The 17,389-nt window shown below is 59.9% G+C and carries 16 protein-coding genes and 4 tRNA genes; 7 read left to right on the forward strand and 13 right to left on the reverse strand.

Features of this window, described 5'->3' with window-relative positions; all coding sequences use genetic code 11:
* From rplK to tuf, 7 genes are all read right to left on the reverse strand, one after another.
* Entirely contained in the window at positions 1-432 is a 432-nt protein-coding gene (gene rplK / locus BSG19_RS11015; protein WP_092987798.1) for a 50S ribosomal protein L11, read from the reverse strand.
* 228 nt (positions 433-660) lie between these two features.
* Complete coding sequence (nusG, locus tag BSG19_RS11020; RefSeq protein WP_092987800.1) at positions 661-1,191, reverse strand: transcription termination/antitermination protein NusG; 531 nt, start codon at positions 1,189-1,191, stop codon at positions 661-663.
* 16 nt (positions 1,192-1,207) lie between these two features.
* Positions 1,208-1,408 carry a preprotein translocase subunit SecE gene (secE, locus tag BSG19_RS11025; protein WP_062594489.1) on the reverse strand — a complete coding sequence of 67 codons (201 nt, stop codon included), beginning with the start codon at positions 1,406-1,408 and terminating at the stop codon, positions 1,208-1,210.
* A gap of 238 nt (positions 1,409-1,646) precedes the next feature.
* Positions 1,647-1,722: transfer RNA gene (locus tag BSG19_RS11030), tRNA-Trp, on the reverse strand.
* Positions 1,723-1,870: 148 nt separating this feature from the next.
* On the reverse strand, positions 1,871-2,530 hold the full coding sequence (locus tag BSG19_RS11035; RefSeq protein ID WP_092987802.1) for a hypothetical protein: 660 nt from the start codon (positions 2,528-2,530) through the stop codon (positions 1,871-1,873).
* A 273-nt stretch (positions 2,531-2,803) separates the two neighbouring features.
* On the reverse strand, positions 2,804-3,718 hold the full coding sequence (locus BSG19_RS11040; protein ID WP_092987804.1) for an NAD-dependent epimerase/dehydratase family protein: 915 nt from the start codon (positions 3,716-3,718) through the stop codon (positions 2,804-2,806).
* Positions 3,719-3,932: 214 nt separating this feature from the next.
* Positions 3,933-5,108, reverse strand: a complete 1,176-nt coding sequence (gene tuf / locus BSG19_RS11045; protein ID WP_092987788.1) for an elongation factor Tu — start codon at positions 5,106-5,108, stop codon at positions 3,933-3,935.
* A gap of 356 nt (positions 5,109-5,464) precedes the next feature.
* On the opposite strand from tuf, the gene BSG19_RS11050 reads away from it, so the two are divergent.
* Positions 5,465-5,704: a DUF378 domain-containing protein gene (locus BSG19_RS11050; RefSeq protein WP_092933378.1), complete on the forward strand. Its 240-nt coding sequence runs from the start codon at positions 5,465-5,467 to the stop codon at positions 5,702-5,704.
* 104 nt (positions 5,705-5,808) lie between these two features.
* Here BSG19_RS11050 and BSG19_RS11055 read toward each other — a convergent pair.
* Both BSG19_RS11055 and BSG19_RS11060 read right to left on the reverse strand, forming a co-directional pair.
* Positions 5,809-5,882, reverse strand: a tRNA-Gly gene (locus BSG19_RS11055).
* 24 nt (positions 5,883-5,906) lie between these two features.
* Positions 5,907-5,991: transfer RNA gene (locus BSG19_RS11060), tRNA-Tyr, on the reverse strand.
* Positions 5,992-6,224: 233 nt separating this feature from the next.
* Here BSG19_RS11060 and BSG19_RS11065 point away from each other — a divergent pair.
* Together BSG19_RS11065 and BSG19_RS11070 are read left to right on the forward strand one after the other, a co-directional pair.
* Positions 6,225-7,115, forward strand: a complete 891-nt coding sequence (locus BSG19_RS11065) for a TrmH family RNA methyltransferase (protein WP_092988449.1) — start codon at positions 6,225-6,227, stop codon at positions 7,113-7,115.
* Positions 7,116-7,183: 68 nt separating this feature from the next.
* A tRNA-Thr gene (locus tag BSG19_RS11070) sits at positions 7,184-7,259 on the forward strand.
* 237 nt (positions 7,260-7,496) lie between these two features.
* Here the strand turns inward: BSG19_RS11070 and BSG19_RS11075 are convergent.
* A complete protein-coding gene (locus BSG19_RS11075) occupies positions 7,497-7,958 on the reverse strand; it encodes a hypothetical protein (RefSeq protein ID WP_092987806.1) in 462 nt (153 codons plus the stop codon).
* A 264-nt stretch (positions 7,959-8,222) separates the two neighbouring features.
* On the opposite strand from BSG19_RS11075, the gene BSG19_RS25695 reads away from it, so the two are divergent.
* The 4 genes from BSG19_RS25695 (at position 8,223) to BSG19_RS11090 (ending at position 11,103) form a co-directional block, all read left to right on the forward strand.
* Positions 8,223-8,444: a hypothetical protein gene (locus tag BSG19_RS25695; RefSeq protein WP_139274753.1), complete on the forward strand. Its 222-nt coding sequence runs from the start codon at positions 8,223-8,225 to the stop codon at positions 8,442-8,444.
* A 161-nt stretch (positions 8,445-8,605) separates the two neighbouring features.
* Entirely contained in the window at positions 8,606-9,469 is an 864-nt protein-coding gene (locus tag BSG19_RS11080) for an SDR family oxidoreductase (RefSeq protein ID WP_170865928.1), read from the forward strand.
* Positions 9,470-9,754: 285 nt separating this feature from the next.
* The gene (locus tag BSG19_RS11085) at positions 9,755-10,528 is read left to right on the forward strand and encodes an NAD kinase (protein WP_092987808.1); all 774 of its coding nucleotides are present in this window, start codon (positions 9,755-9,757) and stop codon (positions 10,526-10,528) included.
* Positions 10,529-10,653: 125 nt separating this feature from the next.
* Positions 10,654-11,103, forward strand: a complete 450-nt coding sequence (locus tag BSG19_RS11090; RefSeq protein ID WP_244529235.1) for a hypothetical protein — start codon at positions 10,654-10,656, stop codon at positions 11,101-11,103.
* Between the two features lie 176 nt (positions 11,104-11,279).
* Here BSG19_RS11090 and prfB read toward each other — a convergent pair.
* The 3 genes from prfB to BSG19_RS11105 form a co-directional block, all read right to left on the reverse strand.
* Positions 11,280-12,411, reverse strand: a protein-coding gene (gene prfB, locus BSG19_RS11095) for a peptide chain release factor 2 (protein WP_170865929.1) whose coding sequence is annotated in 2 segments (ribosomal slippage) — positions 11,280-12,341 and positions 12,343-12,411 — 1,131 coding nt in all. Because the reading frame shifts where the segments join, the coding sequence is not laid out codon by codon here.
* 95 nt (positions 12,412-12,506) lie between these two features.
* Positions 12,507-14,960 carry a penicillin-binding protein 1A gene (locus BSG19_RS11100; protein WP_092987814.1) on the reverse strand — a complete coding sequence of 818 codons (2,454 nt, stop codon included), beginning with the start codon at positions 14,958-14,960 and terminating at the stop codon, positions 12,507-12,509.
* Positions 14,961-15,433: 473 nt separating this feature from the next.
* Positions 15,434-16,732, reverse strand: a complete 1,299-nt coding sequence (locus BSG19_RS11105) for an N-acetylmuramoyl-L-alanine amidase (RefSeq protein WP_092987816.1) — start codon at positions 16,730-16,732, stop codon at positions 15,434-15,436.
* Between the last annotated feature and the right edge of the window lie 657 nt (positions 16,733-17,389).

The following is a 17,389-nucleotide window of genomic DNA, read 5'->3' on the forward strand; positions in this document are numbered from 1 at the left end:
TTACGCCACCACTTCCAGACCCATGGCGCGGGCGGAGCCCTCGATCATGGTCATTGCGCCTTCGATATCGGCTGCGTTGAGGTCCTTCATCTTGGCTTCGGCGATCGACTTGATCTGAGCCTTGGTGAGGGTGCCGGCAGCGCCGCCCTTGCCCGGGGTCTTGGAGCCCGAGGTGATCTTCGCTTCCTTCTTGAGGAAGTAGCTGACCGGCGGCTTCTTCATTGCGAAGGTGAAGGACTTGTCCTGGAAGTAGGTGATGACGACCGGGATCGGCATGCCCTTTTCCATTTCCTGCGTAGCGGCATTGAACGCCTTGCAGAATTCCATGATGTTGATGCCGCGCTGACCAAGTGCAGGACCGATCGGCGGGGACGGATTGGCCGACCCTGCCTTTACCTGCAGCTTGAGCTGGCCCATAACTTTCTTAGCCATTACTCTCTGCCTTTTCTTTGTCCGGTCCGCGAATGCACCGTAGTGGCACATCATGAACCGGGCGTTCGACCGGTTTCCCGGTCACGGATGCCGTATCTCGATGAAATGCGGCGGCTGCGGTTGCGTGGTGCGGTTCCCGGGTCCGGCTAAGAGCCCTTCCCCTTCCACGCGGTGGCGGCGATATCGCCGCCTGAGGGTCCACACTTGGCGGACCGTCATTGCTTCGGCTCAGACCTTCTCGACCTGAGCGAATTCCAGATCGACAGGCGTCGCGCGACCGAAGATCGAAACCTCGACCTTGAGGCGTGCACGCTCCTCGTCGACGTCCTGAACGATCCCGTTGAACGAGGCGAAGGGACCATCCGAAACCCGGACCTGCTCACCAACCTCGAACGAGATGGACGGCTTCGGACGATCAACACCGTCCTGAACCTGGCCGAGAATGCGCTCGGCTTCCGAATCGGGAATCGGAACAGGCTTATTGTCGGACCCAAGGAAGCCCGTGACCTTAGGCGTGTTCTTGATAAGGTGGTACGCTTCGTCCGTCAGGTTGGCGCGAACCATCACGTAACCGGGGAAGAACTTGCGCTCGGCATCGACCTTGCGGCCGCGGCGAACCTCAACGACCTTCTCGGTCGGCACGAGGATCTTTTCAAAAAGGTGGCTCAAGCCCTTCTGCTTGGCCTTCTCTTCGATCGACTCGGCAACCTTCTTCTCGAAATTCGAATAGGCGTGAACGATATACCAACGCGGAGCCATGTTCATTCCCACCCGATTAGATGCCGACATTGAGGACGAGGCCGATAAGCCAGCCCATCAACTGATCCGCAGCAAAAAAGAATGCCGCAGAAATGATGACCATGATGAACACCATCAGCGTGGAGATCACGGTTTCCCGGCGGGAGGGCCAAGTCACTTTTGCCGTCTCGGAGCGGACCTGCTTCAGAAACGTTACGGGATTAGTCTTCGCTGCCATTGATTGCTCACGCCTTGACGGCCCGTAAAGCTGAATGCTCAGCCCCACGCGCCGCGTGTCTGTTGGACCCTACATAAAGACCGATTCCGAAAATCACAAGGACTTTCCGATCTTTTAAGCGAATTATGCCGTCAGGCACCCGAGATGCCAAGCCTTCTTTCGACACACAAAACACTGCTATCCAACAATCGCGGCAGTATCTGATGAGGAAAAGAACGGTGCGGACTTCTAATGGAAATGGCAGGGGCAGCCGGGCTTGAACCGACGACCTGCGGTTTTGGAGACCGCCGCTCTACCAACTGAGCTATACCCCTTCACGACGCAGACAGAACATCTCCGGAGAGCGTATCGTCGTCGTATCGACCGTGCGCTCCTTTAAGACGGGCGCGCCGGATTGGCAAGAGCCCTTTTCATCTTTTCGACCCTCACCGCTCCCTCGTGCACGGTTTGAACGCCGAGAGCTCACCAGTTGAAGGCGTAGGACAGGCTGAGGCTCGCCTGACGGTCACGCTTGAACGGGGCGGCGAGCGCAGCCGTGACGTTCATCTTGCGGGTAACCTTCTGCTCGACACGAACAACGTTCGAGAAGTCGAGCGATGCGGAGGAATAATTGCCTTCAGCAACGAGAGCCGTGCCTGTTGCCACGGCCGAAAGGCGGGCGGACTGGCTGAGGACGACATTCTCGCAGCGCTGCAGATGCGCGTTGCAGGAGACATCGATATTGCGGCTGCGCTGGAGGTCCAGTCCTTCGGTAAGGATTCGCTTTCGATCGACACCGACAGCCAGGTTGCCGCTCCCTGTCCGCGGATCGAAGACACCATCGACTGTCCTGCTGGTGACGACGGCCGTGCTTGTACCGCGGCGCGCGGCAACCCGTACCCAGATATCGACCGGCGTATCCTCGACGCGGCCAGAACGGGTGGCCGCTACGGAAACGTCGGCACCTGCGCTGGCCTCGCCTTCCACCGGCAGCTTGATTCCCATCCGGAGGTGCATGCCGTTCTCCCCCGATTTCGTCGGCTGCCAGATCAGGCGGTCTTCTGCTTGTGCAGCGAGAGGCAGACACAGGACCGCAAACGCATGGCAAGCACCGGCGAGAGCCGTTCGGGATATCATGGTCATGGTTGCGTTCCACCGTTCGGGGCCGCCGTCCGACGTGAATCGACGGACATGCCCTGCTGAGAATTCGTAACCTGGAACGCGGACCGCACAGGAGACGTGAGTTCCGCACTTTCGGCACGTCCGAAGGCGGAAACGGCACGACGCTTTGGCGCGTCGGAGCTTCTATAAGATAGATGCTGTTGCGCCGCAGCGAAACCCCAAAAACCTGTAGGTCATTATCACGGACGACGTGGCGCGCTTCGTGCGCGCCACGCAGCAGTCCACGCGAGGGTGTCAGCTGGAAACAGTTACGTAGTTCCGCCAGTCATGATCCTGGCTGAAACCGAGGATGTCCCGTATTTTCCGGTTGGACAACAGGCTCTCATAGGCGCCGAGTTCGCGGGAAACCGGCACATTCGGGAAGAAGTCCCGAAGGAGGTCCGCCGTCGGCGTGTTCGCGGACGTCGTATCGTTGGCGGCGTTGAAGACCTGAAACCCGAGACCGTCCTTTTCGATGCCGAGCTTGCAGATCTGCCCGAGATCGCGCGCGTCGATGTAGCTCCATGCAATCCGCTTGCGGATGGTCGGGTCGGCGAACCATGTTGGGAACATCGCATATTCATGCGGCTCGATGACGTTGCCGATCCGGATCGCGTAGATGTCGATCCCGAAGCGCTCGGCAAAGGCGCGTGCCGTCTTCTCGTTCAGGACCTTCGACAGTCCATAGCTGTCCATCGGGCTGACATCGTCGTCCTCTTCCAATGGAAATTTTGCTACGTCTCGATGTCCCTCGGCAAAGCAGATGCCGTACGTCGTTTCGCTGGACGCGACGAGGATCTTCCGGACGCCGAATTTGGCCGCTGCCTCGATGACGTTGTACGTGCCGATGGTGTTGATGCGGAAGGTTTCGTTGTCAGGCTTTATCAGGATGCGCGGAATGGCGGCGAAGTGCACCACCGCATCATAGGGTCGCATGGTCCTGCCATTGCCGATCGGCGCGCGGTCGAGATCGGGCATATCGGCATGCATGGACATCGCGTTGAAAACCTGCCCGCTATCGGTGATGTCGACGGTGAGGTTGGTGACGCCGGGATGATCGAGCGGCACGAGGTCGAGATTGTGCACCTCGTAACCGGCGTTCACCAGATATGGCACGACATGCCGACCGGCCTTGCCGGCGCCGCCGGTAAACAGAATGCGTTTCTTCACGTGAAGTCCTCCATGATGGCAGAGCGGATCTAACGCATTGGCGGCGGAGAGCAAGCAGCAGAACGACAGTTCTGCTGAACGCAGAGGAGATCGGTCAAGCACTTCGATTCAGTTGAGTGAAACGAGAAAAGCGCCACCCCGGAGGGCGGCGCTTTCAATAGATGATCCGTTGATCGACGTCACGGCACAAGTGCCGCGGCGTTATTCGTCGCTATTACTCGACGATCGAAGCCACGATGCCGGCGCCGACGGTACGGCCGCCTTCGCGGATAGCGAAGCGCAGCTTTTCTTCCATCGCGATCGGAACGATCAGCTCGACGGCAACGGTGACGTTGTCGCCCGGCATGACCATTTCCGTGCCTTCCGGAAGCGTCACGATGCCCGTCACGTCCGTCGTGCGGAAGTAGAACTGCGGACGGTAGTTCGTGAAGAACGGCGTATGACGACCGCCTTCTTCCTTCGTCAGGATGTAGGCTTCAGCCATGAACTTCTTGTGCGGCTTGACAGAGCCCGGCTTGCACAGGATCTGGCCACGCTCGACGCCGTCACGGGTGACGCCGCGAACGAGAGCACCGATGTTGTCGCCGGCCTGGCCCTGGTCGAGCAGCTTGCGGAACATTTCAACGCCGGTCACCGTCGTCTTGGACGTCGCGCGGATGCCGACGATCTCGACTTCTTCACCAACCTTGACGATGCCGCGCTCGACGCGACCGGTCACGACCGTACCACGACCCGAGATCGAGAACACGTCTTCGATCGGCATCAGGAACGGCAGGTTGATCGGACGCTCAGGCGTCGGGATGTAGGCGTCAACCGCTGCCATCAGTTCGCGGATCGCGTCTTCGCCGATCTTCTTGTCGGAGTCTTCCAGAGCGGCCAGAGCCGAACCCTTGACGATCGGAATGTCGTCGCCGGGGAAGTCGTAGGACGACAGAAGTTCGCGGACTTCCAGCTCGACGAGCTCGAGAAGCTCGGCGTCGTCGACCTGGTCGACCTTGTTGAGGAACACGACGATCGCGGGAACGCCGACCTGACGGGCCAGCAGGATGTGCTCGCGGGTCTGGGGCATCGGGCCGTCGGCTGCCGAGCAGACGAGGATCGCGCCGTCCATCTGGGCAGCACCGGTGATCATGTTCTTGACGTAGTCGGCGTGGCCGGGGCAGTCGACGTGCGCGTAGTGGCGGGCCGGCGTCTCGTATTCGACGTGTGCCGTCGAGATGGTGATGCCGCGGGCCTTTTCTTCCGGTGCAGCGTCGATCTGGTCGTACGCCTTGAACTCGCCGAAGTACTTCGTGATCGCTGCCGTCAGCGACGTCTTGCCATGGTCGACGTGACCGATCGTTCCGATGTTCACGTGCGGCTTGTTGCGTTCAAACTTGCTCTTTGCCATGGGTATGTTTTCCTGTGATCAATGAGATACGGCCCGGCAGGCCAGTATGCCGCCGGCCGGTTTGGGGAGGCGTTTAAGGGTTTCGAAACAATTGCGCAAGGCCTATTTGCGCGAGAGGGAATGGCCATCGTCTCGCTCGCGAGGTGCGGGCTTTCAAGGCTGTAAATGGTAACATCCCTTCGGGAATGCAATGCCGTCGAAACCGTTGGAAGACCCGTTTAAGGTGCACGCCCCCCGACGCGACGCTTGCGACCTGAAAAATCGCTGGATCACGTCTGGCGTGATCACGCGAATTGGGCGGGAACAAGGCGGGAATGCCTTAGTTCGAAGAGCACGCAACCCACAAGGAGAACAATATGCGTGCACTCAATCTCATCACCCTCATTCTGGTCATCGTCGGCGGCGTGAACTGGTTGCTGGTCGGTATCGCCAGCTTCGATCTCGTCGCTGCGATCTTTGGCGGTCAGGATGCCGCCCTCTCCCGGATCGTCTATGTTCTGGTGGGACTTTCCGCCCTGTGGCAGATCATGCCGCTCTCCAAGGCCTTCTCGATCGGCGAACCCGCTGCCGAAGCCGGCCACTATACCCGCACCTGATATCTATATCTGACGCCGAAGAACGCAGACGGTCGTCCTTGCACACGCATCGGCGGCCGTATGCATGTGGAGTGGGGTGAAGACGGCAATTCAGGAAGCAAATCTGGAGCGGGTAGCGGGAATCGAACCCGCGTATTCAGCTTGGAAGGCTGCTGCTCTACCATTGAGCTATACCCGCGGGGTCTTGATCCGTGCGACAGAATGGTGGAGGGAGTTGGATTTGAACCAACGTAGGCTGAGCCAACGGATTTACAGTCCGTCCCCTTTAACCACTCGGGCATCCCTCCAGTATTCTGTCGGGATCAAGCGACCAGTGCGATCTCGGAAGCGGCTGTTTGTGCCGTCCCTTGATCTGCGCCGGGTATATGACCGCCTCGTTTCCTCCTGTCAACACAACGTCTTCAGTTTTTTCAAAAGATGGAATTCTTCCACAGCCGCGGTGGCGCGCACGCCGTCCGCGCCTCATGGGGAACATGGGAAAATGGTTTCCCTGACGGCCCTCGCCCGATATAAGTCCGGCATGAGCAAAGATCCTTCCGGCGACAAGAGCGCCAAAGACACACATTACGCAACGCTGCGCCGGGCGCACCGCGATCAGAAGCGCGAACGCGGGGAAATCCCGACACCTGCGGAAGATCGCCGTCGCCAGAAGGCCGCGGCCGGGGGGAAGGGAGAATGGCAGGCGCCGCCACTCGCTCCCGATCAGGTGCAGCTCTACGGCATTCATACCGTCAAAGCGGCGCTCTCCAACCCGGAGCGCAAGATCGTCAGCCTCTCCGCCACGCTGAACGCGCTGGTTCGCCTCGACATCAAGGATACCGAGTCCCTGCCCTTTCCGGTCGAGATCGTCTCGCCGCAGATGCTCGACAAGATTCTTGGTCCCGATGCCATCCATCAGGGCGTCATGCTGGAAACGAAACCCCTGCCCGTCCGCCGGCTTTCCGCGCTGAAGGATAGCCCGCTGATCCTCGTTCTCGATCAGGTCACCGATCCGCATAATGTCGGCGCGGTTCTGCGCTCGGCGGTGGCCTTCGATGCCGGTGCCGTCATCACCACCATGCGTCACAGCCCGACCGAATCGGGCGTGATGGCAAAGTCAGCCTCCGGAGCGATGGAGCTGATTCCCTATATCCAGATCACCAATCTCGCCGAGGCTCTCGAAGAGCTGCACGGCCTCGGATTCCACTCCATCGGCCTTGATTCGGACGGTCCCGCACCGCTGGAAAGCACGTTCGTCGGCGACCGCGTCGCTCTCGTCCTCGGTGCGGAGGGAAAAGGCCTGCGCCAGAAGACCCGCGATACCGTCTCGGCTCTCGCACGGCTCGACATGCCCGGCGCGATCAAGTCCCTCAACGTCTCCAACGCCGCCGCCATCGCTCTCTACGCCGCCCGCGCCCATCTGAAACGGTAGAAAAGCGACACACTCGGAAACATTTCCTGCTTTACACGCCGGAGGAATATGCTAATTCCTCCGCAGCTGCCCTTATAGCTCAGTTGGTAGAGCACCTGATTTGTAATCAGGGGGTCCCGGGTTCGAGTCCTGGTGGGGGCACCATTCTCTCCTCTTTCACGAATTTTTGCCATTTATCGCCGAACTGCCAGTCTTTGGCAGCTCGGCCAGTGGCGTTAGTCAGCGGTAACCAACCGAGAGCGCCGCTGTGCAGACAACGCTTTCCGTGAACCATCCTCGCTGAATGTTCGTGTGCGCTTTTATAATGACTTATCCGCCTTCCGACAGGGCGGATAGGTTTGGTGCGGTAGCGTTACCAACCCGCTGGCAGGAACGTCAGCATCAGGATATGTCAGGCCGCTGATCCCGTTCATGGTATCGCATCTTCCAGTGGATGATGTCGCTGTTCTGCCGAAGGACCACGAGAAACCAGGAGATCGAGACCGCGCCGACAGTTACCGAAACGACGGTGACGACGATGTCGTTGAACTCCCTGACGAGGCGCTTGGCGTCAGCCTCGTAGTCCAGCCCTCCATCCACTTCATAAGCGAATACCTCGTCGTCCGGCGTTGCGATGTTCAGCAAAGCGCGACTGAGTTGATCCGCCTCGACAAGGCGGGTGGATCGCCTCTCGGACTCTCCGTAAGCCTGAACCTGATGAAAGGTCCAGCCATAGGTGTCGATAGCATCGGCAGGTTTCGGTTCCTTCCGGGAATAGGTGCGTAGCGTGACGGATGCAGTTCCTTTCGAGAGATCGCCGACCACGGCAACAGCTTTCGGCCAATCCACTGTGTGCAGGAACATACATTCTCCATCATCGAGCCGCGCGTCGAAAGAATTTCGCGGGCATGGATGGAAGGTAACGCACCTGCAGCAAAATCATAGATCTGCTGGCATTGCGTATGCCTGCGGTAAGCAGGCTGGCACAGCGACAACGCGCGAACCGCCGGCAAGCGAGATCACGTTCCTCCGATAAAATATATGTCGCTAAATGCAGCATCTCGATGAGAACGCAAGCCTCGCTTCAGCATCAACGCGTAAGCCCTGAACGACAATCAGGAGAGACCTGTGGCTTCAGACGATATCTGGCGGACGGCATGGGCCATTGTTGCCGAGCATATGACGCGTGGCGATACGGACCCGACGAAAATGGTCGCGGACGGTATTCAGCGGGAACGTAACAGCTGGCTTGCTGCCAGACAAAATACCGTCTCAATTTGTGGCGAGGAAGCAAGCCATGAAGAATGCCCCGTTGATCGTCACCGCGCTGGTGGCAACCGCAGCTATTAGCTACGTCGTCTTTCAGTTCGCCCTGGCGCTGGCATAGGCGCTGGAAAAGGACAGCGCGCCAAACCTGGCCGCATTGCTCTGCCTTGCCCTCCGCAGATCATATCGTCTGGAACGTTGTGGGGATGATCTCGTTAGCGACCGAACGCTAAAAGGAGACGCCCATGTCCGAGGCCCATAGACCGACACCACCCCATCCCGAACAGCAGCAGGCCCCTCCCGGCCTGACGCGCCTGATGGATCCTTTGCCGGATCATGGCGAAAAGACCTACAAAGGCAACAATCTCCTCGAAGGCAAGGTGGCCCTGATCACCGGCGGCGATTCGGGTATCGGGCGAGCCGTCGCTATCGCCTACGCCCGCGAAGGCGCCGATATTGTGATTTCGTACCTGAACGAGGATGAGGATGCGGAGGAGACCGCGAAGTGGGTTCGTGACTCCGGGCGCAAGTGCGTCCTCGTCAGAGGGGATATTCAATCGGAAGATCATTGCATTTCGCTGGTCGAGACGACGGTTAAAGACCTCGGCCGTATCGACATCCTGGTAAACAACGCCGCCTTCCAGCGGACATATGCGGATATTGCCGACATCACGGCGGACGAATGGGACACCACCTTCCGCACAAATATCTATGCGTCCTTCTTCCTGTCGAAGGCCGCCGTTCCCCACATGAAGCCGGGCAGCGCGATCATCAATACGACGTCGATCCAGTCCAAGCAGCCTTCGCCGCAGCTTCTCGCCTATGCTTCCACCAAAGGCGCGATTCTCAATTTCACGGCGGGTCTTGCCGAGATGCTGGCGGAAAAGGGCATTCGTGTGAACGCGGTTGCGCCGGGTCCGATCTGGACCCCCCTCATTCCCTCCACGATGCCTGCGGAAAAAGCAGCCCAGTTCGGCAAGCAGACGCTGCTCCGGCGTGCAGGTCAGCCCGCCGAACTGGCGGGCGCCTATGTCCTGCTCGCATCGGAACTCGGCAGCTACATGACTGGCGCCGTGGTGCCGGTGACAGGCGGGGAGATCATGATCTAGCAGCTCCCTTCAACGCCTTGCGTCACCGCAGCCTTGCCTAATAGGCCGGTCGGACGCTCGGCGGCTCACGAGACGGCATCGCACGCATGCAGACGCGTGCGGTGTCGTTGTTTTTCGTACCGCACGAGGCTGGAACAGCCTTTCGGGTCCGAAGCTGGTTTGTCCACCAATGCCTTTCTTTTTGCTATCCCTTTCATACTGAAGAATTTTATGCATGATGGCGCTCGGCCGACATCGGCCCCGGCTGCCTCTGGGCGGCTTGTCTAGGCAATGGCAAGGCACCTCATGCTACGCACCTTCGAGACGATCGCCTTTGCACCATCGCAAGCGGAGGAAGCGCAGAAAGCGGCAGCGGAACTGACAGCCATCTATGGCAATGCCGATCTGGAAGCGGCCGACGTGATCGTCGCGCTCGGCGGCGACGGGTTCATGCTGCAGACACTTCACCAGACGATGAATACCGGCAAGCTGGTCTACGGTATGAACCGCGGCTCGGTCGGCTTCCTGATGAATCGCTACAGCACAGAGAACCTTCGCGAGCGGCTGGAAAATGCTGTCGAAAACGCGTTCCGGCCGTTGGAAATGCAAACGCGCGATAGCGAGGGTCGAACGTTCAGTGCGCTTGCGATCAACGAGGTCTACCTTTTCCGTCAGTCCTATCAGGCCGCCAAATTGAAGATCACGGTTGATGGTCGCGTGCGACTGGAAGAACTGATCTGCGACGGCATTCTTCTTTCCACCCCTGCCGGATCGACCGCATACAATCTCTCCGCCCACGGCCCTATCCTGCCGCTGGAAGCGCCGCTTCTGGCACTAACGCCTGTCAGTCCGTTTCGACCTCGCCGCTGGCGCGGCGCACTGTTGCCGAATAAGGTTACGGTAGAGATCGAAATCCTTGAAACCGACAAGCGACCCGTCAATGCGGTGGCTGACCATGTCGAAGTGAAGTCTGTCGTCTCCGTGCGCATTGCAGAATCCGAGGAGATGACGGCCCGGATCCTCTCGGACCCGGATTACTCCTGGTCGGACCGCATTCTCGCGGAGCAGTTCTCCAACTGATTCGATTCGAGATAAATTCTATGGCAGGCTTACGCAACCGAATGGAATCGCCGGCGGGACGAGGTCGTCTGATGATGCGCATATATGGGATCGCCCTGATCGCGGCAGCTGCGGCGGCCTGTCCGATGACCGTTCAGGCGGAGGACGTGCTGCCTGCGAACATTACCTTCGTGACAAGCTCCGGCTTCTGGGAGGACAGTGGAGATCCGTCCGCGGTTCTCGACCCCCAAGCAAAACCAGCGACCGCGGCGACACCGGAAGGCACAGGGCAGAAGGGCTACTACAAGCTGATCGCCCTTCGCCAGCCCGACGGTACGGCGCATATCGTGCTGCAACAGATCGCGCTCGATCCGGCCGGACCGAAAATCGTGTCTTCCGCAGAGCTAGACGAATTTTCCAAGATGAAGGCGTTCGTGACCGATATCCGGCCGGAGTCATCCGACGGCGTGACACAGCAGCCGGGACTGTTCGCGACCGTCTATCTGCGCACGGACCCCGCCGCTACCGATATCGAGACCTGGACGGTCCTGATCGACGAGCTTGGCGACATCCGCATCGAGCGCGAATCGAACTGAACGGGAATCAGGATAGTCAGCATGTAGCACGCTGCGGATAAAGCATTTCCAGCCGAAGCGGGATCGCTTCGGCGTCGGACAATGCGGAAAAAACAAGAGGATAGAGTATGTCCGGTGAACCCGTGTTCACCGGACATACTCTAGGTGGCGGCCGCGCTAATACGCGGCCACCCTGATCAGTTCAGATCATCGACAGCAGCGTCGGCGCCACCATTCACGCGGTGTGCGAGCGCTGCTTCCATGAAGTCGTTCAGCTCCCCATCGAGCACGTCAGACGGTGCCGTGCTCTCCACGCCGGTCCGAAGGTCTTTCACCAGCTGATATGGCTGGAGGACATAGGAGCGGATCTGGTGACCCCAGCCGATCTCGGTCTTAGAGGCCGCTTCCGCGTTGGCAGCTTCCTCGCGCTTCTTCAGTTCCGACTCGTAGAGCCGGGCGCGCAGCATGTCCCAGGCCTTGGCCTTGTTCTTGTGCTGCGAGCGCTCCTGCTGGCACTGAACGACAATACCTGACGGCATGTGGGTGATACGGACGGCCGAGTCGGTCGTGTTGACGTGCTGCCCACCGGCACCCGACGACCTGTAGGTGTCGATGCGGCAATCGCTCTCGTTGATGTCGATCTGGATCGAATCATCCACCACTGGGTACACCCAGACTGAGGAGAACGACGTGTGGCGGCGGGCGTTGCTGTCGTAGGGCGAAATGCGCACGAGGCGGTGAACGCCCGACTCCGTCTTCATCCATCCATAGGCGTTGTGGCCCTTGACGAGAAGCGTCGCGGACTTGATGCCCGCTTCTTCACCGTCATGGATTTCCATGAGTTCGACCTTGTAGCCCTGACGCTCCGCCCAGCGCGTGTACATGCGCAGCAGCATGTTCGCCCAGTCCTGGCTCTCCGTGCCGCCGGCACCAGAATGCACTTCAAGGTAGGTGTCGTTGCTGTCGGCTTCCCCCGAAAGCATGGCTTCCACCTGACGTCGCGCTGCCTCGGTGCGCAGGCCCTTCAGCGTGTCTTCGGCATCGCGGATGATATCGGCATCACCCTCTTCCTCGCCGAGTTCGATCAGTTCGATGCAGTCCTTCAGTTGCTGCTCGAAGGAGCGCACGCTGTTGATGCCCTCATCAAGGCTCTGGCGCTCGCGCATCAGCTTCTGGGCTTCTGCCGCATCGTTCCACAGGGTGGGATCTTCGGCCTTGTTATTTAACCAGTCCAGTCGTCTTACCGCCTGATCCCAGTCAAAGATGCCTCCTCAGCAGGCTTACGGCCTGCTTGATTTCGTCGACGATGTTCTCGATTTCGTTGCGCATTGTCTCTTTTCTTAATCGTACGGATGATGTGCCCGTGAAATAGCGACGCCCGCCGCCGATGTAAAGGCAGCGGGCGTATCGCGAACGAGCATTGGCTAGAAGAGGCCGTTGGAGCCCGAATTGACGGCCTGATTGGCCTGCGGTGATGTGCGCAGGATCTCTTCCGGCGGCACATAGGCGTCGGCACCGCCGATGACCGAGAAGGTGGCCGCAGGCCCCGTGCCCGGCTTGAATGCCTCGATGATCGTGTCCGGATCACCCTCGGCCGCTGCCATGCCTGTCTTGCGGTTGACGGGCACGAGGCTCATGCCTGCCGGCGGAATGAACTTGGTCGGGCGGGTGCCGGCAAGGGCTGCCTGCATGAATTCGTTGAACACGGGCGCCGCGAGGCTGCCGCCGGTGCCGCCGCGCCCAAGCGGTGCCGGATTGTCGAAGCCGAGATAAAGGCCGGCGACGAGGTCCGGGGTATAACCAACGAACCATGCGTCCTTCTCGTCGTTGGTCGTGCCGGTCTTGCCGGCCACCGGACGATCGAGTGTGACTTTGCCGGCTGCGGTTCCCCGCTGCACGACGCCTTCCATCATCGAGGTGATCTGGTAGGCGGTCATCGGGTCGAGCACCTGCTCGCGGTTGTCCGTCAGCGTCGGCTCGTCCTGTTCCTGCCAGTCGGGGGCGTTACAGGTCTCGCAGGTCCGCTCTTCGTGACGGAAGATCGTCTTGCCGTAGCGGTCCTGGATCCGGTCGATCAGCGACGGCTTGATCTGCTTGCCGCCATTGGCGATGACCGAATAGGCCGAAACCATGCGCATGACGGTCGTTTCGCCGGAGCCGAGCGACATGGCGAGCACGGGCAGCATCTTGTCGTAGATGCCGAAGCGTTCGGCATATTCCGCAACGAGGTTCATGCCCATGTCATTGGCCAACCGCACGGTCATCAGGTTGCGCGACTTTTCGATGCCCAGACGCAGCGTCGATGGGCCGGCCGAACCGCCGCCATAGTTTTCCGGGCGCCAGACCTGACCACCGGTTACCAGTTCGAATGGCGCGTCGAGAATAACGGAGGCCGGAGTATAGCCATTATCGAGCGCGGCTGCATAGACGAAAGGCTTGAAGGACGAACCCGGCTGACGCATGGCCTGCGTCGCGCGGTTGAATTCGGACTGCCCGTAGGAGAAGCCGCCCACCATGGCGAGCACGCGACCGGTCTGGGGGTCCATGGCAACGAGACCGCCTTGAACCTTGGGCGGTTGGCGCAGACGATATTCGCCATCGGTTTCCAGAGGCTCGACATAAACGACGTCGCCCGGACCGACGACCCCTTCCGGCGAGCGCGCCGTGCGGCGGTTGCCCGCCGATGAGCGGTAGGCCCACTGCATGTTCTTCGCCGAGATATGGCCCGTGACGCGGTCCGGACCAACCTTGCCGGCGCCGTCCTTGGAAGGCTGGATGCCGATCTCGGCACCCTTTTCGTCCACGGCGAGCACAACGGCAAGCTTCCACTCCGGCACGTCGGAGAGCGCGTCGAGCTTACCGAGCGCAACACCCCAATCGCCACCGATTTCGATGCTTTTCAGTGGACCATGGAAACCACGGCGCTCGTCGTAATTCACGAGACCATCGTGAAGGGCCTTGCGAGCCTCAACCTGGATTTTCGGATCGAGCGATGTGCGGACCGAGAGACCGCCTTCATACAATGCGTTGTCGCCGTAGCGCTGGATGATCTGGCGACGGACTTCCTCGGCGAAATAATCGGACGCAAAGAGATGCGAGCCGCCGCGACGCACGGAAACGCCCAATGGCTGGGTCTTCGCCTCATCGCCATCCGCCCGTGTCACGTAGCCGTTCTCGACCATGCGGTCGATGACCCAGTTACGGCGCTCGAGGGCTGCGGCTTCATGACGGAAGGGGTGATAGTTCGACGGCCCCTTCGGCAGGGCTGCGAGATACGCCGTTTCGGCGATCGTCAGTTCCGTCACCGACTTGTCGAAATAGGTCAGCGCAGCGCCAGCGATACCGTAGGAGTTCAGGCCGAAGAAAATCTCGTTGAGATAAAGTTCGAGAATACGGTCCTTCGAATAGGCCTGCTCGATGCGGAAGGAGAGGATCGCTTCCTTGATCTTGCGATCGATCGTCTGGTCGGCTGAGAGAAGGAAGTTCTTGGCCACCTGCTGTGTGATGGTCGAAGCCCCTACGGGGCGGCGCCCGGAGCCCATGTTCTGCACGTTGACGAGGATCGCGCGGCCGAGACCCATCAGATCGACGCCGGGATGCTGGTAGAAGTTCTTGTCTTCAGCCGAGATGAACGCCGCCTTGACGCGATCCGGAATGGCCTGGATCGGCAGGTAAAGACGACGCTCGCGGGCATACTCGGCCATCAGTTCGCCGTTGCCTGCATGGACGCGTGTGGTGACGGGCGGCGCATAGCTGGCCAGCACCTCGTAATCCGGCAGGTCCTTGTTGAGGTTGCCGAGATACAGTGCCGCTGCCGCCGCCGCGATGAGGACGAGAAAGGCGCCGGCGCCGAAGAAGTATCCAATCAGTCTGATCATCGGTTGGCTACCGGTCCCTTCGTCGTCGCTATCAAATGAAAGGCTGCGATCCCGCCGCATCTTTCAGCATGTCGTCACCCACGGCGTCGCGCGCTGCGATGTTCATCACCGTAGAATTCCAGCCTACCCGCACCTGTCGTAGCATGGTTTGCCGGAAATGCTCGAACCGGAACGACACCATATCCGTGTCGCCCGCGATACATCCGTTCGGCTCTCCTGACGGGGCAACACGAGCCCTCCAGCGATTCCCAAACGGTCATTTTCAGTCTAGGGGATAGCGACGGGAATGTGAGGAAAATAGGGCTTCTGGTAGAGTTTAACCCCGTCAACGTGCGGAAGCCACCGCGCCTGTGGCCCGGGCGACACGAAATACTTCACGTGATCCTTAATTTTAAGGGTTTTTGATATGTGGCTTCCGCCTGAGCTTGATTGACGCATCCGCCTTGGAGATGCCCGACCTCTGTCCGGCTCGGTTAGCCGCCATCCGCAACGGCGCCGCCGCGGTAGCGCTTGACAGCTGCGGCGATACGCTCAGAGACCTTCTTGCGCCATGCCGGATCGACCAGCAGCTTCTCATCCTCCTTGTTGGACATGAAGCCGAGTTCAAGCAGGATCGACGGCACATCCGCAGCACGCAGCACCTGAAAGCCGGCAAAACGGTGGGGATTGTTGATCAGGTTGATCTGCCCCTCGAAGGACGCGATGATGGACCGTGCGAGATTGACCGAAAAGGCCTGGGTCTCGCGTCGCGTCAGGTCGATGAGAATATCCGCCACCTCGGCCGGCTCGTCGGCCAGCGGCACACCCGCAAGCTGGTCCGAGAGATTCTCGCGCTCGGCGAGGCTGGCCGCCAGATGGTCGGAGGCCTTGTCCGATATCGTATAAACGGTCGCTCCGCGGATATCGTGCTGCTTCAGCGTGTCCGCATGCAGTGAAATGAACAGTTTCGCCTGCTTCTGGCGGGCGATGAGCACGCGCTCCGAAAGCGACAGGAACTCATCCTCGTCGCGCGTCAGCACCGCCTTGATTCCCGGTTCGCGGTTCAGTGTGTCCGCCAGTTCCCTCGCGAATGCGAGCGTAACGGCCTTTTCTTCCATCTTGGTGTCGACGCCGATCGCGCCGGTATCGATACCGCCATGGCCTGCATCGACCGCGATGATGAAGTCGGTGGAGGCCGGTGCGGGTTCATCGACTCTCCCCGCCTTGGTCAACGCAACGCTGCCTGTCCAGGTCTGCTCGGTCAGAAGTCCGGCAAAGCGCTTCTTATCGACGCGCTCGGCATCCAGCACGAGGCGAAAGCTCTTGCCGCCATCGTCGGTCTTCACGTCTGCAACGGTGATCTCGACGGGTTTCGTCGCGGTGAGCACGATGCGGGCGCTGCTTGCGCCCATGGCACCGAAGCGGATGTCCTTGAAAAGGCCCCTCGCCTGTGCGTCTTCCGGTTTCACGCCAAACGACGTTTCAGGGAGATCGACGATGACGCGCGGCGGATTATCGACATAGTGGACGAAGATGTCGGGCTTCCGGTCGAAATCGACGACGACACGCGTGCGGGCATCGTCACCGGCAATGCGCATGCCGTAAGCCAGCAGCGGACCCTGCCCGCCGACCGGCTCTGCCTGAACAGCACCGGCCGTTCCCCATATGAAGACAAAGCTGGAAACCAGCGCGAGGAACGAGGACGCGATGTGAGAATGCGGTCGTCTGCCAGCCGGGGCTCGCCCTGCCGCGCACTGTCCGCTCGCCCCCTGCCCCGTCTTTCGCTGCAACATTTTCTCCTCGCGACAAACCCGACGTGTGCCAACGGCTGACAAACACTTCGCTACGCCGCCTTACAATGCGTTCGATCCGCATCCTTGCCGCAGTGAGGTTAATCAAATCTTACCGGCGGGTATGGCCAACGCGGCGTCTCTCGACCGGCACGACATCGCTGCGCCAAAACGAGACAAGCAATTCCATCAATATTAAGGCGCAAGGGCTTTTCTCTTGCCATTGTGACATGAAAACCATAAACGTAGCAGAGGTAAAAAGTGTTGACGGGATAGATTCCACGACCGGGCAGCCAAGGGCAAAATCCTGGCGCCAGAGCATGATCGGAAAGCGGACTACGCGCTTCCGGCCGTCATGTCCTCGCAGCAAGCGTGTTTCATCCGCCGTCGCTTCGCTTTTCACCGCATTCCGAATCGAGAACAATCCGGCGGTGGCCGGAAGATACGGTGTCTGACACCACGCCCCGCAAAGGGCACACTCATCGGGCCAAAAGGCCTATGACTTTGGCATTCCTTGTTTGGTATCTCATGTTGACGCAGCAGGCTCGGTCAGAAGCGGAAAGCACCGGAAACGGAACGCTTGCCTCTGCCGTCCGGCTGCTTGCCCATGGCTGGTATCCATCGGGAATTTATCTATCCGGCGACCGCCGTGACCTGCGT

Origin of the sequence: Rhizobium sp. NFR03, assembly GCF_900111275.1 — a bacterium.
Taxonomy (GTDB): domain Bacteria; phylum Pseudomonadota; class Alphaproteobacteria; order Rhizobiales; family Rhizobiaceae; genus Ferranicluibacter.

What these genes read in the sequence shown, in the direction of transcription:
- BSG19_RS11080 (WP_170865928.1), top strand. Translation starts at nt 8,606, where the DNA reads ATGTCCGAGGCCCATAGACCGACACCACCCCATCCCGAACAGCAGCAG.
- BSG19_RS11065 (WP_092988449.1), top strand. Translation starts at nt 6,225, where the DNA reads ATGAGCAAAGATCCTTCCGGCGACAAGAGCGCCAAAGACACACATTAC.
- nusG (WP_092987800.1), bottom strand. Translation starts at nt 1,191, where the DNA reads ATGGCTCCGCGTTGGTATATCGTTCACGCCTATTCGAATTTCGAGAAG.
- BSG19_RS11085 (WP_092987808.1), top strand. Translation starts at nt 9,755, where the DNA reads ATGCTACGCACCTTCGAGACGATCGCCTTTGCACCATCGCAAGCGGAG.
- tuf (WP_092987788.1), bottom strand. Translation starts at nt 5,108, where the DNA reads ATGGCAAAGAGCAAGTTTGAACGCAACAAGCCGCACGTGAACATCGGA.
- BSG19_RS11100 (WP_092987814.1), bottom strand. Translation starts at nt 14,960, where the DNA reads ATGATCAGACTGATTGGATACTTCTTCGGCGCCGGCGCCTTTCTCGTC.
- rplK (WP_092987798.1), bottom strand. Translation starts at nt 432, where the DNA reads ATGGCTAAGAAAGTTATGGGCCAGCTCAAGCTGCAGGTAAAGGCAGGG.
- BSG19_RS11075 (WP_092987806.1), bottom strand. Translation starts at nt 7,958, where the DNA reads ATGTTCCTGCACACAGTGGATTGGCCGAAAGCTGTTGCCGTGGTCGGC.
- BSG19_RS11050 (WP_092933378.1), top strand. Translation starts at nt 5,465, where the DNA reads ATGCGTGCACTCAATCTCATCACCCTCATTCTGGTCATCGTCGGCGGC.
- BSG19_RS11105 (WP_092987816.1), bottom strand. Translation starts at nt 16,732, where the DNA reads ATGTTGCAGCGAAAGACGGGGCAGGGGGCGAGCGGACAGTGCGCGGCA.
- secE (WP_062594489.1), bottom strand. Translation starts at nt 1,408, where the DNA reads ATGGCAGCGAAGACTAATCCCGTAACGTTTCTGAAGCAGGTCCGCTCC.
- BSG19_RS11090 (WP_244529235.1), top strand. Translation starts at nt 10,654, where the DNA reads ATGACCGTTCAGGCGGAGGACGTGCTGCCTGCGAACATTACCTTCGTG.
- BSG19_RS11035 (WP_092987802.1), bottom strand. Translation starts at nt 2,530, where the DNA reads ATGACCATGATATCCCGAACGGCTCTCGCCGGTGCTTGCCATGCGTTT.